We start from the raw sequence: 24,707 nt of genomic DNA, 5'->3' as shown, positions 1-24,707 counted from the left end.
CTGGCAAAAGCTTTGACCTTTCAAATGGTTATTTTCTGCTTATAGAGGCTATTTAATGTCTATTGAGTGCCACAATGCTTTTATACTTCACCGTCGTCCTTACGGTGAAACTAGTCAACTTGTTGACCTGTTTTGCCAAGACGTCGGTAAAGTAAGCCTTATTTTTAAAGGCGGACGTAGTAGTACTCGCATGAAACGCGGCATGGCTCAGCCATTCACGTTATTGCTCGCCAGTTATTTTGGCCGTGGTAGTTTAAAAACGGTTAAGTCTCTAGAGGCGCAAACTCAAGTTGTACCTCTACATGGGCAACGTTTATATATTGCGATGTACGTTAACGAGCTGCTATATCGTTTATTGCAAGCTGAGACGGCCTGCGATGGTCTTTTTGAATGTTATCAACGTACTCTTATTAGTATTGCCCGTGATGACGACCCACAAAAAGCACTACGTTTATTTGAATTAACATTATTAGAAACATTAGGTTATGGTATTAACTTCGATCATGATGTTTACAGTGATGACATTATCGAATCAGGTTTTCAATATCAATATCAACAGCAACTTGGTTTCTTTGCTAAACAAGCTATTTGTAAACCAGAACAGGTTTATGATGGGCAAGATATAATTAATCTATCGCAACGCGAACTAGATAGTGAAGCAACTTTAAAAATGGCAAAACGTTTTTGCCGTCAAGCATTAGCCAATTTGTTAGGTGATAAACCCTTACATAGTCGTGCACTTTTCGCCGCTAAATAAAAAGTTTGGGTCATTTCAACGCGTTAAAAATCAGACCAAAGTAAAGAATTAATAGCAACAGCATAAAGGAAATAACATGAGCAAAATTTTATTAGGTGTAAATATCGACCATGTTGCAACACTTCGTAATGCACGTGGTACATGTTACCCAGAACCAGCACATTTAGCCGCAGTAGCAGAAACCTCTGGTGCTGATGGTATTACTATTCATCTCCGTGAAGATCGTCGTCATATCCATGATCGTGACGTTGCCGTGTTAGCACAAACATTACAGACTCGTATGAATCTTGAAATGGCAGTAACCGATGAAATGGTCGAAATTGCACTAAAAACTAAACCAACATTTGTTTGTTTAGTCCCAGAAAAACGTGAAGAACTCACCACTGAAGGTGGTTTAGATGTAGTGGGTAATTACGATAAAATCGCTAATGCAGTAAGTCGTTTAAATGCGGCGAACATTCAAGTGAGTTTGTTTATTGACCCTGAAGCGGCACAAATTGATGCTGCCGTTAAAATGAAAGCGGCGTATGTTGAATTACATACAGGTCAATATGCAGATGCTAAAAATGACGATATCCAAGAAGCTGAGTTAGCACGTGTTGCTAAAGCGGCAACCTATGGTCATAAAGCGGGTATTAAAGTTAATGCCGGTCATGGTTTAAATTATCACAATGTTAAGCCTATCGCAGCGTTACCTGAAATCATCGAGCTTAATATTGGTCATGCCATTGTTGCTCGTGCATTAATAGATGGTTTCTCTGTTGCAGTAAGTGAGATGAAACGTTTGATGATTGAAGGTCGTAATCATAGTTTATAGGCAATAACGTATAAGTAAGCTATAAGTAAGTATTTATAAGTCATTATTTGACTATTAATAAGCATTAATCGAACTGAATGATTAATGCTTATAATTCTGCTTTTATACTTAAGCTGACTTACAGTCTACTTATATTAATCATAATATATTTATTGTTTCATTCCCCGTTGTAGAGGTGTCACGTGAGTTCAGATCTTTATATTGAGCAGTTACGAACCCAATTTCCTATTTTAGATCAGCAAGTAAATGAGCATCAGCTTGTTTATCTCGATAACGCCGCCACTACGCAAAAGCCACAATCAGTCATTGATGCTATCTGCCATTATTACCAAACCAGTAATGCCAATGTGCATCGAGCTAGTCACGCGTTAAGTAACCAAGCAACGTCATTATTTGAACAAAGCCGAGTCAAAGTACAAACATTTATTAATGCACAACGTTCAGAAGAAATCATTTGGACAAAAGGCACAACCGAAGGCATTAATCTATTAGCTAACGTATTTGCAGATCAGTTACAGGCTGGCGATGAAATTATTATTAGTGCTTTAGAGCATCATGCCAATATTGTACCTTGGCAAATGCTTGCTAAAAAAACAGGTGCAATGCTTAAAGTCATTCCTTTAACTGAACAGCATTGTTTAGATTTAATTACCTTTCAATCTTTACTCACATCAAGCACTAAAATTGTTTCTATTGCGCATGTTTCCAATGCACTTGGTGTTATTAATCCCATTAAAGAAGTGATTGAATTAGCACATCAACAAGGCGCTAAAGTGATTATAGATGGGGCACAAGCTGTTGCGCATATTGATGTAGATGTACAACAACTTGATTGTGATTTTTACCTCTTCTCTGGGCATAAATTATTTGGCCCAACAGGTATCGGTGTGTTGTATGGGAAACAGGATTTATTAAATCAACTTCCTCCATGGCAAGGCGGCGGTGAAATGATTCAAACTGTCACCTTTGAAGAAACCACCTACAACCAACTACCTTTCAAATTTGAAGCGGGTACGCCTAATATTGCAGGTGCTATTGGCCTAGGCGCAGCCATTGATTTTGTAAATGCTCTAGACACTGAATGTTGTCAAAATCATGAACAAAGCTTAATTGAATATACTGAAAACGCCCTAAGTGAGATGCCTGAAATAAACCTATTTGCCAAAGGATTAACAAAGTCAGGTGCCATCAGCTTTATTGTGAAAGGTGAGCACAGCGCAGATATTGCCATGTTATTAAATGCACAGGGTATTGCTGTTAGAAGTGGAACGCATTGTGCGATGCCATTAATGTCAGTATTAAATTGTAGCGGTACAGTGAGAGTATCTTTTTCTGTTTATAACACATTGGACGAAGCCAAAGTGTTTGTCGATGCATTACAAAAGGTGATTGAGCTTTTAGGTGATTAAGTAGACTCTCAATTAAATTCTTAACTAAACCAAAGTATCGATTAGACTATTAAGTAAGGTTTTAATTAAGCGATTAATTAAGTCCATTTTTCTTCGAAGTATTTATTTAGGAACTATTATGTCAGCAAACTTAACGCAACTATTATCAATCATGCAGCAACTACGTACACCTGAAACAGGGTGCCCATGGGATCTTAAGCAAACCTTTGATAGCGTGGTGCCCCATACCATTGAAGAAGCTTATGAAGTGGCAGATGCTATTGCGAACAAAGACTTTGATGACTTAAAAGGGGAGTTAGGGGACTTATTATTCCAAGTTGTTTTTTATGCTCAGTTAGCAAAGGAACAAGGTTTATTTGAGTTTGATGACATTCTAGAAGTATTAAACGAAAAGTTGATACGTCGACATCCTCACGTGTTTTCTACTTCAGAGTTTACAACTGATGCAGAAATCAATGCCAATTGGGAAGCAGAAAAAGAAAAAGAGCGCCTTAAAAAAGCCAAGTCTTTAAACACAGAAGAAAGTATTTTAGATAACATTCCACTTGCTTTACCTTCATTAACACGTGCTTATAAAATTCAAAAACGTGCCGCGAGTGTTGGTTTCGATTGGGCTGAATTAGAACCTGTTATTGCTAAAATTCATGAAGAGATTGATGAAGTCTTAGTCGAAGTCAAAAGAACTGACTTAACTGAAGCGCAACAAAAAGAAAGAATTGTTGATGAGTTAGGTGATCTATTATTTGCTAACGTTAATCTCGTTCGTCATTTAAAAGCGAATCCAGAACAAGTACTAAATCAAGCGAACCAAAAGTTTTCATCAAGATTTAAGCTTGTAGAGCAACACGTTAAGTCTTTAGGAAAAGAGATGGGTGATTGCACATTGAATGAGTTAGATTCAATTTGGAACGAAATCAAAAAAGTTAAAAAATAGTACCTCATTTATTATCATGGTCGATGTTGGCATTATTTTTAATAGTAATTGCCAATTTTTTATTCTTGATGGTGGTCAATAAGATGTTTGCTTAGCTTTTTTAATCAATTATTTGTCACTCCAAGTGATATGAAAGTTAAGATATTGAGTATTATCAGTTAATATGGCAAGAATTAAGCATTTAAAAATTATTTTTTACCTCCATTACTATTAAAGTATTAGCATTTGTTTTTATTGGTAAGAGGCTGTCTCAACTCGTGAATATTGTGTTAGCAATAGTGCAGTAGTCGCGATAAATAGTTAAGTGCTTATAAGCGTTAAACATTCAAATAATTAGTATCGATTTTATTAAATCTGTCATCTACTTAGGTTAATAACAAATAGCTGCAAAGTGGGTGTGAGTTTCCTTTATTTATTGAAAGAAGTGATTTATGGCATTAGTGGTTGGTCAAAACATCTTAATTGAAAAGATTGGTTGTGTTGAAGTTGATTTTGCATGGCGTAGCTTGAAAAGTGACTTGAATTTGACTATTCATGCCGTCGCTTTCTCTAATGGTGCTGTGCTTGCAGAGTCCCCTGTTGATCCCAAAAAGTGGACACAGCCTGATGCCGTAAATCAAGATAATTCTGGACGGCATTTTACTATTCAATTTCCACAACTTGCTTCAAAGGTTGATAGGATTGCTTTTTATGGTTTTTTACCTGAAAACAGTCATTATTCTTTAAAACAGATGAGCCATTTTCAAATTAGAGTTAACGATTTATCCCTCGGTCGATTAGCTAAAATGGATGTGCAAGCGTTTAATGATACACATAAAGGTGTGTTGCTTTTTGAGTTTTATAAACATAACAACATGTGGAAGTTAGGCTATAAAAGTTTACCTTTGAAGACCAGTTATTTAACGACTTTAACCCAGTTAGGGCTCCGTTTTATTAAGTCGGCTGCGTCTGGAGACTCACAAGCTGCATCAATGCCTCAGCATGAAGAAAGTGAAGTAGAAACGGTGACTCATTCATTAAATAATAGTTTTATTGATAATGTTGAATTAAAAAAAGGTCAGAACTTATCACTAAGCGAGCACTTTAATCACTGCTCTGCGATCTCCTGTAAGCTTAATGTCGTGCCTAAAATTGATGATTTAGCATTAAATGTGGTCGCCATCAATCGTGATAATAAAGTCAATAATATTAAAGATTTTTTATATCACGAAAATACAATATTACGTGGAGAGGGGGTTAAACTCGATGATTCGGAGATTTCGATTAATCTTGACCTCTTGCCATCAGATGTCACTAAAATTCAAATTTTAATAACCAGACGAGCTAGCAGTAAGCGTATTAATAGTGCTGACTTTATTGAGTTGAGCTTGAGCAATACCTACACTGAACAGAAAATGGCAAAGTATGTCTGCGAAACGACTGATAAAAATTATAATACGATGGTGTTGTTAAACTTTTATCGTCATCACAAAGGTTGGTCAATTCGAGCTGTTGGGCAAGGTTTTTCAAGTGGTTTAGAGAAAATCGGAGAGCGTTATCAATTTTCACCCCCTAAATTACGTTATGTCCCTCCTCAAGCACCATTATCATCCATATCATTAGAGCAAGAAATTGCAGCTTTTGAAGCAGAGAATAAAACGGCAGTAGATAAGCATAAAAAAATGCAGTCTTTATCTTATATGTTGATGGGGATAGCAGCATTACTTGTGCTGTTAACGTTTAGCCGTTTATTGTTTTTACCGCTTGCATGTTTATTAGGTGGGCTCGGATGGTATTTATTCCAGCGTGCTTCTAAAGCATTAAAGGTAATTCAAGATGAGCGTTTTGAACGTTTAGTTTTAAATATGATCAAAGGCAATAATTATCAACTAACCCCCTTTGATATTGCGACTCACTGTCGAGTTAATATTGAAAGAGCAACAGAAATGTTAGACAAGCTTTGTGACCAGGGGCTAGGACATACTGCGATTAATAGAGAGGGGGCTATTTTTTATGATTTCTCTAGTCTTAAAAACTCAACGCGGTGATTTGTTTAAACATAAATATCAAATGCAAAAATAACCACCCCGTACCGGAGATCTTTCTATTCAGGGACTGATAGGCTTTTATGAGTTGTTTTTAACGTCATAAAAGTCGTCAATATAATAGGATTTCGGCCGCTTAAATGTTGTTTTTACAATAGAAATAAATATTATCGGTAAATATAGAGAAAAGATTGTCGAAAATCAGCGCGCTTGCTATAATATCTTCCCATCTAAATGTTCAATATTCTTCATTTTTGATAACAATGCCACATAATTTATAAACATCACTTAAATTAACTAAGTTGATGCTTTTTGCTGTGTGATTGTTTTTATGTGGGATACCGGCTTCTTTCTACTCTTTAATTCTCAGGGTTATTATGACAACAAAATATATATTCGTAACTGGTGGTGTGGTTTCATCACTTGGTAAAGGTATTGCAGCAGGTTCTCTTGCCGCAATTTTAGAAGCGCGTGGTTTAGACGTAACGATTCTGAAACTTGACCCATATATTAACGTTGACCCTGGGACGATGAGCCCAATTCAGCATGGTGAAGTATTTGTAACCGACGATGGTGCAGAAACGGATCTAGACTTAGGTCACTACGAACGCTTTATTCGTACCAAAATGACTAAACGTAATAACTTTACAACAGGCCGTATTTACTCTGACGTACTGGCTAAAGAACGTCGTGGTGATTACCTTGGTGCAACTATTCAGGTTATCCCGCATATTACTAATGAAATTCAAGCGCGTGTTATTGCTGGCGGTGAAGGACATGATGTAGCGATAGTTGAACTAGGTGGAACGGTTGGTGATATTGAATCACAACCTTTCATTGAAGCTATTCGTCAATTAGGTTTAAAAGTAGGCCAAGAAAATGCAATGTTCATGCATTTGACTCTATTGCCTTACTTGAAAACAGCGGGTGAAATTAAAACTAAACCAACACAACATTCTGTAAAAGAGTTGCGTAGTTTAGGTATTCAGCCTGACATTCTTATCTGTCGTAGTGAAGTAAGCTTCCCTGCGAATGAACGTGCGAAGATTGCATTGTTCTGTAATGTGCAAGAGAAGTCAGTTATCTCATTACGCGATGTAGATTCAATCTACAAAATCCCAGCATTATTAAAACAACAAGGTTTAGATCAAATCTGTGTTGAACGCTTTGGTTTAGATTGTCCTGAAGCAGATTTAAGCGAATGGGAAAAAGTAGTTTCTGAAGAAGCCAATACAACCAGTGAAGTTATTATTGGTATGGTGGGTAAATATACTGAATTACCTGATGCTTACAAATCAGTGAATGAAGCATTAAAACATGGCGGCTTAAAAAATGCTGCGACAGTTAAAATTAAATACATTGATTCACAAGACGTTGAAATCAAAGGTCTAGGTGTATTAGAAGGCATTGATGCAATCCTCATCCCAGGTGGATTTGGTGAACGTGGTGTAGAAGGTAAAATTTTAGCGGCACAATATGCACGTGAAAACAAAATTCCTTACTTAGGTATTTGTTTAGGTATGCAAGTGGCACTTATTGAGTTTGCACGTAATGTCGCAGGTCTTGAAAATGCACATTCAACAGAATTTAATGCTGATACAAAATATCCAGTCGTTGGTTTAATCACTGAATGGATTGATAAATCTGGTGAAGTTGAACAACGTACTGAAGAGTCAGATCTTGGTGGTACGATGCGCGTTGGTTCTCAAAAATGTCATTTAGCGGACAAATCTAAAGTATTAGAAATGTACGGTAGTAAAGAAATCTTTGAACGTCATCGTCATCGTTATGAAGTTAATAACAATCTATTACCAGCGATTAAAAAAGCAGGGTTGAAGATTACTGGCTTGTCAGAAGACAAAAAATTAGTAGAAATAATTGAAAATCCAAATCACCCTTGGTTTGTTGCTGCGCAATTCCATCCGGAATTCACATCAACACCGCGTGATGGTCACCCATTGTTTAAAGGGTTCATAAAAGCTGCGATAGATCATCAACAAGGTCGTTTTTCATAGTTTTTGTTGACCAGGTCACGTTATTTTGTTAAAAAATTGCACAATAAAATGTTGTTTAATTTATTGAGCAACTTGTTACAAAGAATTTTAAAATTTAATTTTTATTAAAACAAAGGAATAATCATGTCAAACATAGTTAAAGTACTTGGTCGTGAAATCATGGATTCACGTGGTAACCCAACTGTAGAAGCTGAAGTTCATCTTGCTGACGGTTCTATCGGTATGGCTGCTGCGCCTTCTGGTGCATCTACTGGTTCTCGTGAAGCTCTTGAACTACGTGACGGCGATAAAGCTCGTTACTTAGGTAAAGGCGTTCTTAAAGCTGTTGCAGCTGTAAACGGTCCAATCGCTGAAGCACTAGCTGGTAAAGATGCAACTGCACAAGCTGAACTTGACCAAATCATGATCGACCTAGACGGTACTGAAAACAAAGCTAAATTTGGCGCAAATGCTATCCTAGCTGTTTCTCTAGCTGCTGCTAAAGCGGCTGCAATCTCTAAGAAAGTACCTCTATACGCTCACATTGCTGACTTAAACGGTACTTCTGGTGTTTACTCTATGCCTCTTCCAATGATGAACATCATCAATGGTGGCGAGCACGCAGATAACTCTGTAGATATCCAAGAATTCATGATCCAACCTGTTGGCGCTCCTAACTTCCGTGAAGGCCTACGTATGGGTGCTGAAGTATTCCATAGTCTAGCTAAAGTACTTAAAGCTGACGGTCACTCAACGGCTGTTGGTGATGAAGGTGGTTTTGCTCCTAACCTTGAGTCTAACGAAGCTGCACTTGCTGCAATCGAAAAAGCAGTTGCAAATGCTGGTTACGTATTAGGTAAAGACATCACATTAGCGATGGATTGTGCTGCATCTGAGTTCTACGACAAAGAAGCAAACATCTACGACCTTAAAGGTGAAGGTAAAAAATTCACTTCAGAAGAATTCAACTTCTTCCTACAAGATCTTACTAAAAAATACCCAATCGTTTCTATCGAAGACGGTCTTGACGAGTCTGATTGGGATGGTTTCGCACACCAAACTAAACTAATGGGTGATAAAATCCAATTAGTTGGTGACGATCTATTCGTAACAAACACTAAGATTCTTAAGCGTGGTATCGACAACGGTATTGCTAACTCAATCTTAATTAAGTTTAACCAAATCGGTTCTTTAACTGAAACTTTAGCTGCAATCAAAATGGCTAAAGACGCTGGTTTCACTGTTGTTATCTCTCACCGTTCAGGTGAAACTGAAGATTCAACAATTGCTGACCTAGCTGTTGGTACTGCTGCTGGCCAAATCAAAACAGGTTCATTGAGCCGTTCTGACCGTGTTGCTAAGTACAACCAACTTCTACGTATCGAAGAAGCTCTAGGCGCTGCTGCACCTTACAATGGTATTAAAGAAGTTAAAGGTCAGTAATATTAGTATTTAACTTAGGTTAAGATTAATATTCTACTTTGATTTATAAATCCTCACTTCGGTGGGGATTTTTTTTGCCTATTGTTTGGTGAAATAATATTAAGCAGTTCAGACCGTGTTGCAGCACTTTATTAACGACGGTCACCAACAAATATAAGTTAATTTATAATTATAAATTAACTTATATTTTACGTAGTTAAGTTGCGCTAGGCACAGCTGCACCTCATTAACTTCAGCCTTAAAGAAGTTAAAGGTCAGTAATATTTAACGCTAACTTCGGTTAGACAAAATATTCTACTTTGATTTATAAATCCTCACTTCGGTGGGGATTTTTTTTGTCTATTGTTTGGTGAAAGAACATTAAGCCGTTCAGACCGTGTTGCAGCACTTTATTAACGACGGGCAACCAACTTCTACGTCGCTAAGTTGTTCTAGGCGCAGCTGCACTTCTTTAACTTCAGTCTTAAAGAAGTTAAAGGTCAGTAATATTTAACGCTAACTTCGGTTAGACAAAATATTCTACTTTGATTTATAAATCCTCACTTCGGTGGGGATTTTTTTGCCTGTTTTTTGGTGAAAGAACATTAAGCCGTGCAGATCGTGTTGCAGCACTTTATTAATGAGGGGCAACCAACTTCTACGTTGCTAAGTTGTTCTAGGCGCAGCTGCACTTCTTTAACTTCAGCCTTAAAGAAGTTAAAGGTCAGTAATATTTAACGCTAACTTCGGTTAGACAAAATATTCAACTTTGATTTACAAATCCTCACTTCGGTGGGGATTATTTTGCCTGTTTTTTTGAGGTTTGAATAAGCACTAGTGATTTTTAATGATGGTTTATTGCTTTATAAAAAATAAATAAGTTGTTTATTAAGCACCATGGTTACTTTGTCATGTCGGTTCTTATTTTGATTTTGGGGCGCTGGCTTTAGCCTGCATTTTTTGTGTGTTTGTGTTGAGAGGATGAAATAAAGGAGAGTATTAAGGGGGATTCAACTCATCGATATATCATCTCTAGATTAAAGCTTAATTTTAGAAGCGGAAAATTCACTTAACATTGGGTTAGGGCATATCTTATTTAACTAACTCAGCGTAAAATGCGCGCTTTTAATAATATGAATCCCCCTTTGGAGCTGTGATGCCTTCTCTTATCGATATACTTGGCTGGACAAGTGTCTTTTTTTACGTCTTTTTAATGGTTTTTAATGGCATGAAAAATGTACGACTTGCTTCGTTCCTTTCTGTTATTAATGATGTCTCGTGGGGAGTGATGATAGGGGTGATGCCTAAGGTTTTATTAAACCTCGTGGTTGGTAGTGTTACTTTATACCGTTACTTGTGTGATTTTACTGATTTCTCTCAGAAAATGACGCGTTTAATCTTAGTTATTATGATTGCTTTCCTATTGTATGCAACGTACTTTTCAGTCAATGATTATCTTGCTAATCCATCGTTAGGATTGTTATTAACGTGGGCAGACTTTGCCATTATATTAACAGCGCTTAGTTTTAAAAAATTACGTCTTTTTCAATTGTTCATGTGGATATCTGCTTTTGTTGGTGGGTATGCTTATTATTTATTAGGCATCGATCAAATGGTCGTCATTAAACTGATTGTGGCCTGTATTATGTCCCATAAATTATTTATTCATCCATTATTTCCACAATTAGAAAGCAAGCTGCTTTTCTGGAAAAAATAAGTTTTATTCAAATGAACGTTATTCAACCTAATTTAGCGCCTTTTAGTTGATTTTAATTTTCTGTTTAATGTGGGATGATTAACTTTTTTAAATACTGAGTTTAAATATCATGCGCTTGCTGTTAGCTATCTTTATTTTTATATTTTCATTATTGCAATACCATTTATGGTTTGGAAAGAATGGATTACAGGATAATCGAGAATATTCTAAAGAAGTAGAATTGGCGACAGCTGGTAATACAGAATTAACAACACGTAACCAAATGATGTTTTCAGAAATCGACAATCTAAAAACGGGGACGGAAGCAATAGAAGAACGGGCTCGTAATGAGTTAGGTTTAGTGAAAGAAGGTGAGACCTTTTTCCGTATTGTACCGAAGGAAGATAACTAGATGAGTGAACTTTCTTTCTCTGTTGTTATACCCGCGGCAGGTATCGGTAAACGTGTTGGTGCCGATACTCCTAAACAATATTTAGCTATTTTAGATAAAACCATCATTGAACATAGTATTGCCCCTTTCCTTGCCCATCCCGATATTAAAAAAGTCATTGTTTCTGTCGCTAAAAATGATCAATGGTTTAAAACATTAAGTGTTGCTCAGCACCCAAAATTAACCATCGTTGAAGGTGGTAAAGAACGAGTTGATTCAGTACTTAATGCATTAAAAACATTACCAAATAATGATTATGTTTTAGTGCATGATGCAGCGCGTCCTTGTTTGCAAACAAGTGATATTGATAAATTAATTTCTCATGCGCGGGCGACTGAAACGGGCGCAATGCTAGCGTGTCGTGTACGCGATACAATGAAACGTACCGATCAAGACAATCAAATAGAGCATACGGTTGAACGACAAAACTTATGGCATGCACTCACGCCACAAATGTTTAATAATCAACAACTCATTACCGCTATCAGTAATATCGATGAACAACACCTGATTACCGACGAAGCCTCTGCTATTGAACTCGCTGGCGGCTCTGTCACTATTATTGAAGGACGCAGTGATAACTTAAAAGTCACTCAGTCTGAAGATCTGTTATTAGCAGAATTTTACCTATCAAAACTTGGCTCTTGAGACTGAAAGTTTAATGTTTAAAGCTTCATGTTTAAAATTTAGCGCTCAAAGTGAGTTATTAAAATTTAGTTATCAAAGTTTGGTTATCAAAATTTGGTTATCAAAATTTAGTTATCAAAATTAAGGAAACAATATGATCCGTATCGGACATGGTTATGATGTGCATAAATTTGGCGGTGAAGGCCCAATTACCATTGCAGGTATAAAGATTCCTCATGACAAAGGTTTATTAGCGCACTCCGATGGCGATGTTGCTATTCATGCACTTTGTGATGCAATACTTGGCGCTTTAGCGCTTGGTGATATCGGTCGCCACTTTCCAGATAATGATGATGCTTTTAAAGGCATTGATAGCCGAGAGTTATTGGTGAATGTATATCGTCAAGCGAAAGAGAAAGGTTACCGCTTAGGTAATGCCGATATTACCATTATTGCGCAAGCCCCTAAAATGGCGCCTTTTATTGGTCAAATGTGTGCTGAATTAACACGTCTGTTAGAGACTGATGAAAACAATATCAATGTTAAAGCGACAACGACCGAAGAGCTAGGCCCTATGGGACGCAAAGAAGGTATTGCAAGTCATGCTGTCGTTATCCTGTTGAAGGAAGCACAATGAGTGACATTCAGCCCGAAAAGAAAATCTATTCATTAGATTTTAATTATTTGTATGGCAAACCAACCTGTACTGCACGATTTAAACAACATTGTGAAGACTTTAGAGTAGAAGAGCACTTAGACTTTGAATTAACCGGTGAAGGCGAACACGTTTGTTTATGGGTAAAGAAAATAAGTGAGAATACTGATTATTTAGCCAGACAGTTTGCTAAGTTTGCGGGTATTGCTGCTAAGAATGTGAGTTATGCCGGTCTTAAAGATCGTCACGCAGAAACTTACCAATGGTTCTCGCTTTATATTCCAGGAAAAATAACCCCTGACTTCAGTACGTTTGAATCTGAAGGCGTGACCATTTTAAAAGTGATTCGTCATAATAAAAAACTACGTACTGGCTGCCTTGATGGCAATAAATTTGCCATCGTATTACGTGAAGTCTCAGATAAAAGTACCTTACAAATTGCATTAGATAAAGCACAAAATGGTGTGCCTAACTATTTTGGTAACCAACGCTTTGGTTTTGATGGGCATAATGTTAATGCAGCTTTGCAGTTGTTTAACGGTCGAAAAATAAAAGATAGATTCAAGCGTGGTATGTACTTAAGTGCAGCACGAAGCTATTTATTTAATCGAGTCATATCTCAGCGTATTAGCGATAATTTACAATCATCTCCATTGTTAGGTGACTGTGTTCAATTCGTGGCTAATCGTTCTTTTTTCCCTTTACCTGATTTATCTGAACAAACGTTGCAACGTTTAACGGCTCGTGAGGTCTGTTTAACAGCCCCATTATGGGGAGCGGGCGAATTAACCTCTACCGATGAGGCTAAACAATATGAATTAGATTGCTTAGCAGAGTTTGAAGACTTACAGGCAGGCTTAGCTAAAGAAGGGTTAAAACAAGAACGACGTCCTTTGTTATTAATACCTGAACAGTTTAGTTATCAATGGTTAGATGATTCGTCAGTGAAAGTTGAATTTTATTTACCGTCAGGTTGCTACGCGACCAGTGTCATACGTGAACTGATCGAGATAAGTGGATGATGTTATTGATTAGCAATGATGATGGCGTAATGGCACCAGGTTTATTGGCATTACAACAGCATCTAAGTCAAATAACAGATGTGCAAACAATGGTGGTCGCGCCTGAAAGAAATCATAGTGGCGCAAGTAATTCTCTGACACTTGAGCAACCTTTAAGAAGACAAACCTTAGAGAACGGATTTATATCCATTAACGGTACACCAACAGATTGTGTACATTTAGCGTTATATAAACTCTGTGAAACACCACCTAAGTTAGTCGTTTCTGGTATTAATGCTGGCGCTAATATGGGCGATGATGTCTTATATTCAGGGACAGTTGCTGCGGCAATGGAAGGGCGTTTCTTAGGGTTGCCAGCTGTTGCGGTTTCGTTGAATGGGACTGATCATTATGAAAGTGCTGCTCGTTATGCCAAACAACTTGTTGAACGTTTATTAGCGTCACCTTTAGCCCAACATCAAGTGATTAATATTAATGTGCCTGACTTGCCTTATGATCAAATTAAAGGGGTAAAAATAACCCGTTTAGGAAAACGTCATCAAGCAGAGTCGGTTATAGAAAGCGTTGATCCAAGAGGCCGAGAAATATTTTGGATTGGTCCTCCTGGTAATATTGCCGATGCAGGCGAGGGAACCGACTTTAATGCGGTTGAACAAGGTTATGTATCGGTAACACCACTTAAAGTGGATTTAACAGCGACGGAACAATTACCTATTTTAGAACAATGGCTAAATGCAACTATTAAACTAAACGATTAAAAAACAGTTAAACAACATAGTTAAACAACATAGTTAAAAAATTATAGTTAATTACTGCTGTTAAAAAATTTAGACATTTAAAACTACCAAAGAGAAATACTGTGAAAATTTTTGCCCCTTTGTATGAAAAAGTAATGTGCTGGTCAAAGCATAAAAATGCACCATTTTATCTTTACCTTACTGCATTTGTTGAATCTATTTTCTGGCCGATTCCAGTTGATATCATGTTAGCACCGATGGCCTTAGCAAAACGTCACCTCGCTTGGCGCTTCGCATTGGGGGCAACTATCTTTTCTGTATTAGGCGGCGCTGCTGGTTATTATCTTGGTAGTGCTTTATATGACCCTGTGGTGTTACCGTTTATTGAAACGATGGGGTATCAAGGTAAAATGGTTACAGCACAATCATGGTTTATTGAATGGGGAATCATGGTTATTTTCATTGCTAGCTTTACACCGATCCCATTTAAAGTGTTTACTATAACAGCAGGCGTAATGGGGATGGTATTTTGGCCATTTATATTAACTGCCTTGGTAGGACGTGGTTTACGTTTCTTTTTGGTCGCTGGGCTAATGGTATTAGGTGGAGAAAAAATGGAAGCTAAATTGAGTAAGTATATCGATGCACTAGGTTGGGTGACAATTATTGCCGCCGCTATTTTATATTTTATGTTAAAGCATTAATTGACTGTGAAATATTTATTACTCCTCCCTTTGATTTTCTTAACTGCCTGCTCTTCGCCAGGTGGCCGAGCTCCTGTATCTGATGTTAAATCAAAATCTACTCCTTATGTTGCCAGTGGTAAGAGCATCAAAGAAGGACAAGAGAAGTATTTAGTACAGACTGGCGATACGCTTTATTCCATTGCTTGGCGTGCTGGGGTGAATGTAAATACCTTAATTAAACGTAATCATTTAAAAAAGCCTTATATCATTAGAAGTGGACAAATTTTAACGTTACGTAAAAGTAACCCTAAGGTGATACCTGCTCCTAAAGTTACGTCTAATTCACAAGGTCAACAAAAAGAGAGCTCTGAAAGCTGTTTAAATCAAAAATGTAAAAAAAATAACCAATTAGGGGTTGTTAAAGTAAATCCAAAAGTCTACTCTAAGAATGTTGTTGATAAAAATGTGATTAAAAAGACACAAGTCACAAAATCGGTCACACAACAAGTAACGCAGAAAAAAGTGCCAGTAAAAGCACCAGAAAAAGTAATTACAAAAGTAGCTGATTGGCAATGGCCAAGTGAAGGTAAGTTAATTAAAACCTTTGCTAGTTCAACCCAGGGAATGAAAGGAATATCTATTTCAAACTCTCGTGGTTCATCAGTTTACGCAGCGGCTTCAGGTGAAGTTGTTTACGCGGGTAGTGGGTTAAGAGGATATGGAAATTTAATCATCATTAAACATAATTATGATTACCTCAGTGCTTATGCACACAATGACAAACTACTCATAAAAGAAAATGAGCACGTTAAAATAGGACAAAAAATAGCTGTAATGGGGGATAGTGGAACGGATAGCGTTCGTTTACATTTTGACATTCGCTACCGTGGAAAATCTGTTGATCCTTTGCGTTATTTGCCCAAGAGGTAATGATGCTTTAAATGCAGCGAACGATTAATTCTCTAAATATATTAGAAAATTAATACAGTGCATTTTAATAGTTCATAAAAGATTAATCGGTATAAAGGGAGTGTTAACCATGGTAGGAACAGCCTCAATTAATAGAGAAAAAACGAGTACAGAAAAATATAGTAATCATGTCGTTAGCGATGGTAACCAACAAGGATTTAAGGTTGTCAAAGCCAATACATCTCGTACCAAAGGTGCAGAAGCTGAAAAATTTTCAGCAGGCACTGGCCATAAGGTCATGGATGCGACTCAACTTTACCTCGGAGAGATAGGTTACACTCCTTTATTAACAGCCCCAGAAGAAATTTATTATTCTCGCCGTTCACAGCGCGGTGACGAAGTTGCTCGTAAACGTATGATAGAAAGTAACTTACGTCTCGTTGTTAAAATATCTCGTCGTTATAATAATCGCGGATTGTCATTACTCGACTTAGTTGAAGAAGGTAATTTAGGCTTAATTCGTGCCGTTGAAAAGTTCGACCCTGAAAAAGGCTTCCGTTTTTCAACTTACGCAACGTGGTGGATACGTCAAACCATCGAACGTGCCATTATGAATCAAAGCCGCACGATACGTTTACCCATTCATATTGTTAAAAAATTAAATATCTACTTACGTACAGCAAGAGACTTAGCACATAAGTTAACGCACGAACCAACACCGGAAGATATTGCAAAAGAATTAGATGTTTCAGCAAAAGAAGTGTCAAAAATATTAAAATTGAATGAACGCATTAGTTCAGTTGATACGCCGCTTGGTCAAAGTTCAAACACTGAATTATTAGATATCATTCCTGATAGCAATGAATCGACACCTGAAAATACCTTACAAACCAATAATATGAAGTTACGTATTGTCGACTGGCTGGAAGATCTAAATCCAAAGCAGCGTGAAGTGCTAGCAAGACGTTTTGGCTTATTAGGCTATGAAGCAGATACTTTAGAAAACGTAGGTAAAGAGATTGGATTAACACGAGAACGCGTTCGTCAGATTCAAGTTGAAGCATTAAAAGCGCTTCGTGAAGTCTTATCTGAGCAAGGTTTATCGATTGATTCTTTATTTCAGCTTTAATTAACTTAGCGTACTTAAAGGCTGCATTTGCAAATATTTAAAAGTAGTCTTTAAAAAAATCTTTAAATATAAGCTTCAAAAAACAATTTTAGCATTAAATAAAAACGCATCCAATGGATGCGTTTTTTTGTTTGTACGATATGAGTTTAGCTTTTACTACATTAATTCAGATTGAGAAAAGCTAAAGGAAGCATCGATCTCTCTTAGCTCTTTAGCTAATAAGAGTTGTGCTTTCGCATTTTCAATTTCACGCCATTTACGTGGTTTAGCTTTTCGCTTTGCTGGAGCTGCGTATAAATTATCTATATTCATGTCGGCTTCATTAAACTGAGTCTGTTGCATGTTATATCCTTAACTTTACGTACCAGTATGTTTGTTGGTATGGATACAATAAAGTTGCTAAGTGACAATTTTATGACATAACTGTTTTAGTTTAATTACGCTTTATCTACCTATTTAGTCTTAAGGCTATAAATAATCTTTTGTCCTATGCTTCTTCATCAGGTTTTATTTTACCTTTATTGATGATTTTAAACGTTAGGGGATAGAGATGATTATGCTAAGTCATAGAGGTTTCACCTTTATAGAGCTCATGATTACACTTGTTATTTTGGGGATTGTGATTGCCATATCAACGGCATCTTTTCAAAGTTTAATCACAGATCAAGCTTTATCAAAAACCGCTAGCCAAGTTTATTACACTCTCCAATTAGCTAAAACAGAAGCGATTAAACGCAATCAAAAAATCTATGTGCAATTCTGCCAACAACAATCGACTTGGAAAATGGGGATGAGTGATTTTTCAGGTTGCGATTGTTTTAGCGCTAATTCATGTCAGTTAGACGGTGTAGAAAAAGTACAAGATTTAGCGGATGGAGATAAAGTATTAATTGATGAGAACGATATCAATTTTACAAATTATCAAGCTTCCTATGGTGCTCTGCGTTTTTCTGTTGAAACAGGATCCGTTGTATTAACTAGTCGAGATAATAAAAAACTATCTGTAATACAAAGTGCAATGAGGCTAAGAGTTTGTGCGCCTGATGAAGCCTATTTGGGGTATAAACAATGTTAAGTATAATCGCTAAAGCTACAAATCAATTCAGCACCGAAGCAGTGCCTAATAAAGAGCTTAATAAAGAACTTAGCAAAGAGCCTAGAAAACTTAACATAGGTCTTAGTACTAGCAGTAATGGTGCACGTCGCACAGAAGCGAGGTTAACATTTAATACGAAATCCAGTGCGACAAGCAATATAATAAAACAGCCGCAAAAAGGGTTTACGTTTGTTGAAGTATTAATCTGTTTATTATTAGGCTCTTTGTTATTAAGCATGGTCATCGGTTTGTATGTTACTAATATTAGTCATAGTACCAAAACACTACAAATGTCACGTCTACGTACGGATCTACAAGCATTAGTTGGTGTGATTGAAAACGATATTCGCCGAGCAGGTTATGGTGGCGATCAGTTTATGGTCGGATTAGCGCAAGATAAAGTGATTGATTCAAGTAATACCAACAATCAAAAGTGTATTGTTTACTCTTATAATTATAATGATGCTACGACACCAACGAGCTCACATTTAATGGGCTTTCGTTATTCGACGAACTCTAAAAGCATCCAGTTTGGTAGAAAAGTAAATCGACAAGCCAGTAACTGTTTGACCGAAGGTTATTGGGTAAACTTAACCGATCCTGATTTTTTAAAAATTACAGCATTAAGTTTTATAGAAACCTCTAATACTAATCCAGCATCACAAATCACATTACGCAGCATTAAAATCAATATCACCGGAGAACTTGTCGAAAATAGTGAATACAGCTATCAAATAGCAACGCATGTACAAGTACGTAATCGTGAACATCACTAAGCCTGAGCAAATAGCTGCCTATTGATCAGGTATTGTTTAGATAGGATGATTTACGAGCTCTGTTTTAGATCACATGTATTAACCTGACTATTTCGAGTGTTTTATGTTTTGACTTAGGGGCGCATGGCGAATTAAGCGGAGCCTAGTGTTATGAGCGGAGGAGCTCTGCGAGTCCTGTTTTTAGTTGCTTGTGGTTATTTTCTTTTGACCTCGGGGCGCATGGCGAATTAGGCAAAGCCTAGTGTTATGAGCGGAGGAGCTCTGCGAGTCCTGTTTTCAGCTTGCAGGTTTTTGTGTGTGCTCTTTAATATTGAGCTTACTGCCATTCAATTTACCTTTTACAATTCAACACACAAAAGATCCTGCATGCTTTAGCTTGCAGATTTTTGGTTGTATGTGTTTTCTTTTTAATGAAGATTTTACTACCATTCAATTTACCTTTTCAAATTCAACACAAAAAATCCTGCAGGCTAAAGTCAGCGCCCGAATAGAAAAGAAAAAGCAATATAAACTCCGCGCTCCGATAGAAAAGCAATATAAACTCTGCAGACTAAAGTCAGCTGCTAATAGAAAATCAATACGACAATCCTGCCTGCTAACACTAATATCCTAATAAAAATCAATAAAAATCAATAAAAATCAATAAAAATCAATAAAAATCAATAAAAATTCCTGAGTTATATCTTTTTTACTATAACTTTCAGGTCTTTATATAAAACTCCATCAAGCATCTTTATTAAACTAAATGCCATCTTATTATTAAAATCTTATCTTTTTAATACTGATTAATTAATAAAAGTCGATACAATAGCATTATCAACTCACAAGGAAGTCACCGCATTGAACATCGCCGCTAAATCATGGATAACTGCTTATTTTGTTTGCTTCTTTTTTATTTGGGGCGTCTTTTTACCTTTTTGGAGCGTTTGGTTAGCAAGCAAAGGGGTTAGCCCTGAACAGATAGGGACCTTATTTTCCTTAGGGTTAGTATTACGCTTTGTCAGTAATATTGGTTTATTACCACGCTTAAAAACAGCTAAAGGACCATTGAAGATGGTCTGTTATCTCACCTTTAGTGTGCTCATGTGTCTGTTACTATTGGTATATTTTCAAGGTTGGTATGCACTAGCTGCAGCGACATTATTACTTAACTTTTTATTAGCGCCTATGGTTCCTTTAGGCGATATCATTGGCACGCGTTTAGTTAAACAAATTCAAATTAATTACGGCAAAGTACGGTTGTGGGGATCGGTTAGCTTTATTGTTGGTTCTACCTTTGTAGGGTGGACAATCGGTGAGTTTGGGCATGAAAGTATTTTATGGTTAATTATTGTGGCGGTCTTTTTTAACTATTGTTTAAGCCTGATTAAGTTAAACCCACAACTACAAGAGCAAGCTAAACCTAAGCAACATAATAACAGCAACTTAATGTCGTTAATCAAACAGCCAAAAGTGATTTATTTCATTTTAGTGATGGGATTAATACAAGGTAGTCACGCCGCTTATTATTCCTTTAGCGCTTTGTATTGGACCTCAATGGGGATCTCTGAATTTAATATTGCCTTATTATGGGGGCTGAGTGTCTTTGCTGAAGTACTATTAATGCGTTTTAACGACAAATTATTTGGTAGTTGGTCCGTTAAACAGATGTGCCTTTTAGCGTTAATCGCTGGGTTAATTCGTTGGGGCGTGCTATCACAAACTACTGATATGGCGTTATTGATATTGGTGCAAACATTCCATGCCTTTACTTTTGCATTAGCTCACTTAGCAGCAATGCGTTTTATCGCGATGCAGGAAGAACATTTAATGGTCGGTTATCAAACGCTATATTCAAGTGTTGCTCTTGGGTTAGTGATGGCAGTACTTACCTTTATTTCTGGTTGGATATATGCCCCTCAAGACAGCACTCTATTTATATGGATGGCGTGTATTATGTTGCCGGTCTTTTTCTTATTAAAAAAATGGAAGTGTGATTAAACTTTATCAAGCCTTCTTTAAATTCAACCTCTCATTATTCAGACATGAGAGGTTGAACTTGAACTTATTCAGCCTTTTGTTATCCAATACCTTGAAATTGACAATTTAATCCCCATTTTATAGGTGTATTCATTCTGTTAATTGAGGTCTCTATGTTTGCACGGTTATTTTTAATTTTTACTGGTGTGTCATTACTAGAAATATTTGTATTAGTTAAAGTCGGTGGATTTTTAGGGGCATGGCCAACTATCTTGCTCGTCATTATTACCGCGTTAATTGGTTCTGCTTTAGTGCGCAGCCAAGGTTTACAACTCGTACAAAAATTACAAGACCGCATGGCCGCTGGTGAAATGCCAGGACAACAATTAATTGAAGGGATGATGTTGATTATCACTGGGATATTATTAGTTACCCCAGGTTTTGTAACTGACTTATGTGGCTTGTTATTATTACAACCAACTATTCGTGGTGGCATTGCTAAATTACTCTTAGCCAATGTGAAATTTGCACCACAATCATCAATGGGTGGTTTCTCTAGTCAGGGTTTTGGACAGGCAACTGGAAAGGACGATTCAGTCATTGAAGGTGAGTTTGAACATAAGGAAGATAAAAGAATAGATTAAATATTGTGATTTGATCTAAATATTTGGTAATAAAAATGTCATATAGTTTGCGTAATATACGTGCATCGTTTATTAATGCGCTGCTTATTAATACATTAGATTGGCAACTAACATCAATGCAACATCAAAGTAAAAAACAATAATAAAAATAGAAGGTAAAATGATGAAAATCAATCGTACCAGTACTTTAAGAGTATTTAAAAAATACCAACCTCGTCAAATTGCAAAATTTGCAAAAGGTTTTTTTAATGGCCGTATTTTTATTGCTGGCTTAGGCCGCTTCAGAGTTGTTGATGGCAAAGTTGTCGCTTATAAACATTTAATTGCAGAACAGAAAGTCTTAATGGCTGTGAGCGAAATTAATAGAATGGTGTTAGAGCTCTCTCATCCAAAGGCGGTTACCGCATAATCTATTTGTAATCGTACTTTAGCGCTAAGTGTTTCTTAAGCTTTAATCGCGCTTAATCTTCTTGCTCAAAATACCAAATACAGACCAGCTTATTTGTTTTCATTGACTTAAAATGAAGATGAGCTGGTTTTTTGTTTTAACGAGAAAATTATTTTAATGATTTTTTTCTAAACTGACTTGAATCGTACCTTTTTGACCCCATCACATAACCAACTATAAGCAACTTAATCTGTTAACTATCAAAGGAAGTCATAATGTCTATTCGTCCTCTACATGATCGCGTTATTTTAAAGCGTACTGAGAAAGAAACTAAATCTGCTGGTGGTATCGTTTTAACTGGTAGCGCTGCTGAAAAATCAACTCGTGGTGAAGTTATCGCCGTGGGTAAAGGTCGTATTTTGGAAAATGGTGAAGTAAGACCATTAGATGTAAAAGTAGGTGATACTGTTATTTTCAGTGAAGGCTACGGTTTGAAAACAGAAAAAATTGAAGGCGAAGAAGTCCTTATCTTAAGTGAAAATGACATTTTAGCGATTGTTGAATAGTTGACTCATCGCTAACAATTGCTGTTTATTCTCTTGTTTTGAAAACAAAAATTAAAGAAAAGTAAAAGGAAAATATAATGTCTGCTAAAGAAGTTAAATTTGGTAATGATGCTCGAATCAAAATGCTGGATGGCGTAAACATTTTAGCCAATGCTGTACGTGTAACACTAGGTCCTAAAGGCCGTAACGTGGTTATCGACAAAAGCTTTGGTGCTCCTCAAATCACTAAAGATGGCGTGACTGTTGCCAAAGAGATCGAACTTTCTGACAAGTTTGAAAACATGGGCGCACAAATGGTTAAAGAAGTTGCTTCTCAAACTAATGATGCAGCCGGTGACGGAACAACAACCGCAACAGTACTAGCACAATCAATCATCACTGAAGGCCTAAAAGCAGTTGCAGCGGGTATGAACCCAATGGACCTAAAACGTGGTATCGACCAAACAGTTAAAGCCGCTGTTGTTGAATTGAAAAAACTATCGACGCCTTGTTCTGATTCTAAAGCAATCACACAAGTAGGAACAATCTCTGCTAACTCTGATGTAGAAATTGGCGAAATCATTGCAACAGCAATGCAAAAAGTAGGTAACGAAGGTGTTATCACTGTTGAAGAAGGCCAAGGCTTAGAAACTGAGCTAGAAGTGGTTGAAGGTATGCAATTCGACCGTGGTTACCTATCTCCTTACTTCATGACAAACCAAGAAGCAGGTACTGTTGAGCTAGATAGCCCATTCATTCTAATCGTTGATAAAAAAATCGGTAACATCCGTGAATTATTACCAACATTAGAAGCAGTGGCTAAAGCATCAAAACCATTATTAATTATTGCTGAAGACGTTGAAGGCGAAGCGCTAGCAACATTAGTAGTTAACAACATGCGTGGCATCGTGAAAGTAGCGGCTGTTAAAGCACCTGGTTTCGGCGATCGTCGTAAAGCAATGCTACAAGATATTGCCATCCTAACAGCGGGTACAGTTATCTCTGAAGAGATTGGTCTAGACCTTGAGAAAGTAACACTTGAAGATCTTGGTCAAGCTAAACGTATCGTTATCAATAAAGACGAAACAACGATCATCGATGGTGCAGGTCAACAAGATGCTATTTCAGCACGTGTTAGCCAAATCAAACAACAAATCGAAGCGTCTTCATCTGACTACGATAAAGAAAAACTTCAAGAACGTTCTGCTAAATTAGCAGGCGGTGTTGCGGTCATTAAAGTTGGCGCATCAACTGAAGTAGAAATGAAAGAGAAAAAAGACCGTGTTGACGATGCATTACACGCAACACGCGCAGCAGTTGAAGAAGGTGTGGTTGCCGGTGGTGGTGTTGCACTAGTACGTGTTGCTGGTCTATTAAAAGATCTAAAAGGCGACAACGACGACCAAAACGTAGGTATTCGTGTTGCACTTCGTGCGATGGAATCTCCATTACGTCAAATCGTTGCTAACTGTGGTGAAGAAGCATCAGTAGTCGCAAGCAATGTACAAAAAGGCACTGCAAACTACGGTTACAACGCAACAACTGGCGAATACGGCGATATGTTAGAAATGGGTATTCTTGACCCAACTAAAGTAACACGTAGCGCACTACAGTTTGCAGCATCAGTAGCAGGCCTAATGATCACAACTGAATGTATGATCACAGACTTACCAGTAGACGCACCAGCTGCGCCTATGCCTGATATGGGCGGCATGGGTGGCATGATGTAATTCTGACTGCATAAATCGTCTACTTCATCGTTGCTTTACCACTCGTTTAAGAAACACTAAACGTCGTGGACAAAGCGCCTTGAATTAAACAATTTCTGCTATCCAGAATGGCATTGCTGTTTACATTATTTAAAAGCTCACTTCGGTGGGCTTTTTTGTTTTTAAAAGACTGTATAAATCGTCTACTTCATCGTTGCTTTACCACTCGTTTAAGAAACACTAAACGTCGTGGACAAAGCGCCTTGAATTAAACAATTTCTGCTATCCAGAATGGCATTGCTGTTTACATTATTTAAAAGC

At 37.1% G+C, this 24,707-nt stretch carries 24 protein-coding genes; 23 read left to right on the top strand and 1 reads right to left on the bottom strand.

The window, feature by feature from the left end; translation table 11 throughout:
* Nucleotides 1–55: 55 nt before the first annotated feature.
* The 16 genes from recO to rpoS all read left to right on the top strand — a co-directional run bounded on the left by recO (nt 56) and on the right by rpoS (nt 17,269).
* The gene (gene recO, locus SP041_RS17795; RefSeq protein ID WP_025562910.1) at nt 56–757 is read left to right on the top strand and encodes a DNA repair protein RecO; all 702 of its coding nucleotides are present in this window, start codon (nt 56–58) and stop codon (nt 755–757) included.
* 76 nt (nt 758–833) lie between these two features.
* The gene (pdxJ, locus tag SP041_RS17790; protein WP_025562909.1) at nt 834–1,574 is read left to right on the top strand and encodes a pyridoxine 5'-phosphate synthase; all 741 of its coding nucleotides are present in this window, start codon (nt 834–836) and stop codon (nt 1,572–1,574) included.
* 182 nt (nt 1,575–1,756) lie between these two features.
* Nucleotides 1,757–2,983, top strand: a complete 1,227-nt coding sequence (locus tag SP041_RS17785) for a cysteine desulfurase (protein WP_025562908.1) — start codon at nt 1,757–1,759, stop codon at nt 2,981–2,983.
* 118 nt (nt 2,984–3,101) lie between these two features.
* Nucleotides 3,102–3,917 carry a nucleoside triphosphate pyrophosphohydrolase gene (gene mazG, locus SP041_RS17780; RefSeq protein WP_025562907.1) on the top strand — a complete coding sequence of 272 codons (816 nt, stop codon included), beginning with the start codon at nt 3,102–3,104 and terminating at the stop codon, nt 3,915–3,917.
* 431 nt (nt 3,918–4,348) lie between these two features.
* Nucleotides 4,349–5,944, top strand: coding sequence for a TerD family protein (locus SP041_RS17775; RefSeq protein ID WP_025562906.1), 1,596 nt, complete (start codon nt 4,349–4,351; stop codon nt 5,942–5,944).
* A 374-nt stretch (nt 5,945–6,318) separates the two neighbouring features.
* Nucleotides 6,319–7,956 (top strand): CTP synthase, encoded by a 1,638-nt coding sequence (locus SP041_RS17770; protein WP_025562905.1) that lies wholly within the window; start codon nt 6,319–6,321, stop codon nt 7,954–7,956.
* Between the two features lie 123 nt (nt 7,957–8,079).
* Nucleotides 8,080–9,378 (top strand): phosphopyruvate hydratase, encoded by a 1,299-nt coding sequence (gene eno / locus SP041_RS17765; RefSeq protein WP_025562904.1) that lies wholly within the window; start codon nt 8,080–8,082, stop codon nt 9,376–9,378.
* A 1,135-nt stretch (nt 9,379–10,513) separates the two neighbouring features.
* A complete protein-coding gene (locus SP041_RS17760) occupies nt 10,514–11,074 on the top strand; it encodes a hypothetical protein (protein WP_037048901.1) in 561 nt (186 codons plus the stop codon).
* Nucleotides 11,075–11,183: 109 nt separating this feature from the next.
* Entirely contained in the window at nt 11,184–11,465 is a 282-nt protein-coding gene (gene ftsB, locus SP041_RS17755) for a cell division protein FtsB (protein ID WP_025564511.1), read from the top strand.
* Nucleotides 11,466–12,152, top strand: a complete 687-nt coding sequence (ispD, locus tag SP041_RS17750) for a 2-C-methyl-D-erythritol 4-phosphate cytidylyltransferase (protein WP_025564513.1) — start codon at nt 11,466–11,468, stop codon at nt 12,150–12,152.
* A 133-nt stretch (nt 12,153–12,285) separates the two neighbouring features.
* Nucleotides 12,286–12,768: a 2-C-methyl-D-erythritol 2,4-cyclodiphosphate synthase gene (gene ispF / locus SP041_RS17745; RefSeq protein WP_025564515.1), complete on the top strand. Its 483-nt coding sequence runs from the start codon at nt 12,286–12,288 to the stop codon at nt 12,766–12,768.
* Complete coding sequence (gene truD / locus SP041_RS17740; protein WP_025564516.1) at nt 12,765–13,808, top strand: tRNA pseudouridine(13) synthase TruD; 1,044 nt, start codon at nt 12,765–12,767, stop codon at nt 13,806–13,808. Before ispF ends, truD begins: the two co-directional genes overlap by 4 nt.
* Nucleotides 13,805–14,566 (top strand): 5'/3'-nucleotidase SurE, encoded by a 762-nt coding sequence (gene surE / locus SP041_RS17735; protein WP_025564518.1) that lies wholly within the window; start codon nt 13,805–13,807, stop codon nt 14,564–14,566. Before truD ends, surE begins: the two co-directional genes overlap by 4 nt.
* Nucleotides 14,567–14,667: 101 nt before the next feature.
* The gene (locus tag SP041_RS17730; RefSeq protein ID WP_025564520.1) at nt 14,668–15,249 is read left to right on the top strand and encodes a YqaA family protein; all 582 of its coding nucleotides are present in this window, start codon (nt 14,668–14,670) and stop codon (nt 15,247–15,249) included.
* A 6-nt stretch (nt 15,250–15,255) separates the two neighbouring features.
* A complete protein-coding gene (locus tag SP041_RS17725) occupies nt 15,256–16,161 on the top strand; it encodes a peptidoglycan DD-metalloendopeptidase family protein (RefSeq protein WP_025564522.1) in 906 nt (301 codons plus the stop codon).
* Between the two features lie 109 nt (nt 16,162–16,270).
* Nucleotides 16,271–17,269, top strand: a complete 999-nt coding sequence (gene rpoS, locus SP041_RS17720; protein ID WP_025564523.1) for an RNA polymerase sigma factor RpoS — start codon at nt 16,271–16,273, stop codon at nt 17,267–17,269.
* Between the two features lie 156 nt (nt 17,270–17,425).
* On the opposite strand, the gene SP041_RS17715 is transcribed toward rpoS, so the two are convergent.
* The gene (locus tag SP041_RS17715) at nt 17,426–17,611 is read right to left on the bottom strand and encodes a DUF3545 family protein (RefSeq protein WP_025564524.1); all 186 of its coding nucleotides are present in this window, start codon (nt 17,609–17,611) and stop codon (nt 17,426–17,428) included.
* 214 nt (nt 17,612–17,825) lie between these two features.
* Between SP041_RS17715 and SP041_RS17710 the strand changes: the two genes are divergently transcribed.
* The 7 genes from SP041_RS17710 to groL all read left to right on the top strand — a co-directional run bounded on the left by SP041_RS17710 (nt 17,826) and on the right by groL (nt 24,407).
* Nucleotides 17,826–18,344 carry a GspH/FimT family pseudopilin gene (locus tag SP041_RS17710; protein WP_240791500.1) on the top strand — a complete coding sequence of 173 codons (519 nt, stop codon included), beginning with the start codon at nt 17,826–17,828 and terminating at the stop codon, nt 18,342–18,344.
* Entirely contained in the window at nt 18,338–19,141 is an 804-nt protein-coding gene (locus tag SP041_RS17705) for a prepilin-type N-terminal cleavage/methylation domain-containing protein (RefSeq protein WP_025564529.1), read from the top strand. Before SP041_RS17710 ends, SP041_RS17705 begins: the two co-directional genes overlap by 7 nt.
* Nucleotides 19,142–19,981: 840 nt before the next feature.
* Complete coding sequence (locus SP041_RS17700) at nt 19,982–21,121, top strand: 3-phenylpropionate MFS transporter (RefSeq protein ID WP_025565173.1); 1,140 nt, start codon at nt 19,982–19,984, stop codon at nt 21,119–21,121.
* A gap of 152 nt (nt 21,122–21,273) precedes the next feature.
* Nucleotides 21,274–21,744, top strand: coding sequence for an FxsA family protein (locus SP041_RS17695; protein ID WP_025565174.1), 471 nt, complete (start codon nt 21,274–21,276; stop codon nt 21,742–21,744).
* A gap of 163 nt (nt 21,745–21,907) precedes the next feature.
* Nucleotides 21,908–22,153, top strand: a complete 246-nt coding sequence (locus tag SP041_RS17690) for a DUF1107 family protein (protein ID WP_025565175.1) — start codon at nt 21,908–21,910, stop codon at nt 22,151–22,153.
* 254 nt (nt 22,154–22,407) lie between these two features.
* Complete coding sequence (locus SP041_RS17685; RefSeq protein ID WP_025565176.1) at nt 22,408–22,698, top strand: co-chaperone GroES; 291 nt, start codon at nt 22,408–22,410, stop codon at nt 22,696–22,698.
* A 77-nt stretch (nt 22,699–22,775) separates the two neighbouring features.
* Nucleotides 22,776–24,407, top strand: a complete 1,632-nt coding sequence (gene groL / locus SP041_RS17680) for a chaperonin GroEL (RefSeq protein WP_025565177.1) — start codon at nt 22,776–22,778, stop codon at nt 24,405–24,407.
* The last annotated feature ends 300 nt before the right edge of the window (nt 24,408–24,707 follow it).

This window comes from Psychromonas sp. SP041 (genome assembly GCF_000470315.2).
GTDB lineage: Bacteria > Pseudomonadota > Gammaproteobacteria > Enterobacterales > Psychromonadaceae > Psychromonas.
This window is presented reverse-complemented; position numbering and strand designations above follow the sequence as displayed.

Excerpts from the sequence above, each read along its gene's own strand:
- recO (WP_025562910.1), top strand. The coding sequence starts at position 56 with ATGTCTATTGAGTGCCACAATGCTTTTATACTTCACCGTCGTCCTTAC.
- pdxJ (WP_025562909.1), top strand. The coding sequence starts at position 834 with ATGAGCAAAATTTTATTAGGTGTAAATATCGACCATGTTGCAACACTT.
- mazG (WP_025562907.1), top strand. The coding sequence starts at position 3,102 with ATGTCAGCAAACTTAACGCAACTATTATCAATCATGCAGCAACTACGT.
- SP041_RS17775 (WP_025562906.1), top strand. The coding sequence starts at position 4,349 with ATGGCATTAGTGGTTGGTCAAAACATCTTAATTGAAAAGATTGGTTGT.
- SP041_RS17770 (WP_025562905.1), top strand. The coding sequence starts at position 6,319 with ATGACAACAAAATATATATTCGTAACTGGTGGTGTGGTTTCATCACTT.
- eno (WP_025562904.1), top strand. The coding sequence starts at position 8,080 with ATGTCAAACATAGTTAAAGTACTTGGTCGTGAAATCATGGATTCACGT.
- SP041_RS17760 (WP_037048901.1), top strand. The coding sequence starts at position 10,514 with ATGCCTTCTCTTATCGATATACTTGGCTGGACAAGTGTCTTTTTTTAC.
- ftsB (WP_025564511.1), top strand. The coding sequence starts at position 11,184 with ATGCGCTTGCTGTTAGCTATCTTTATTTTTATATTTTCATTATTGCAA.
- ispD (WP_025564513.1), top strand. The coding sequence starts at position 11,466 with ATGAGTGAACTTTCTTTCTCTGTTGTTATACCCGCGGCAGGTATCGGT.
- ispF (WP_025564515.1), top strand. The coding sequence starts at position 12,286 with ATGATCCGTATCGGACATGGTTATGATGTGCATAAATTTGGCGGTGAA.
- truD (WP_025564516.1), top strand. The coding sequence starts at position 12,765 with ATGAGTGACATTCAGCCCGAAAAGAAAATCTATTCATTAGATTTTAAT.
- surE (WP_025564518.1), top strand. The coding sequence starts at position 13,805 with ATGATGTTATTGATTAGCAATGATGATGGCGTAATGGCACCAGGTTTA.
- rpoS (WP_025564523.1), top strand. The coding sequence starts at position 16,271 with ATGGTAGGAACAGCCTCAATTAATAGAGAAAAAACGAGTACAGAAAAA.
- SP041_RS17715 (WP_025564524.1), bottom strand. The coding sequence starts at position 17,611 with ATGCAACAGACTCAGTTTAATGAAGCCGACATGAATATAGATAATTTA.
- SP041_RS17710 (WP_240791500.1), top strand. The coding sequence starts at position 17,826 with ATGCTAAGTCATAGAGGTTTCACCTTTATAGAGCTCATGATTACACTT.
- SP041_RS17705 (WP_025564529.1), top strand. The coding sequence starts at position 18,338 with ATGTTAAGTATAATCGCTAAAGCTACAAATCAATTCAGCACCGAAGCA.
- SP041_RS17695 (WP_025565174.1), top strand. The coding sequence starts at position 21,274 with ATGTTTGCACGGTTATTTTTAATTTTTACTGGTGTGTCATTACTAGAA.
- SP041_RS17690 (WP_025565175.1), top strand. The coding sequence starts at position 21,908 with ATGAAAATCAATCGTACCAGTACTTTAAGAGTATTTAAAAAATACCAA.
- SP041_RS17685 (WP_025565176.1), top strand. The coding sequence starts at position 22,408 with ATGTCTATTCGTCCTCTACATGATCGCGTTATTTTAAAGCGTACTGAG.
- groL (WP_025565177.1), top strand. The coding sequence starts at position 22,776 with ATGTCTGCTAAAGAAGTTAAATTTGGTAATGATGCTCGAATCAAAATG.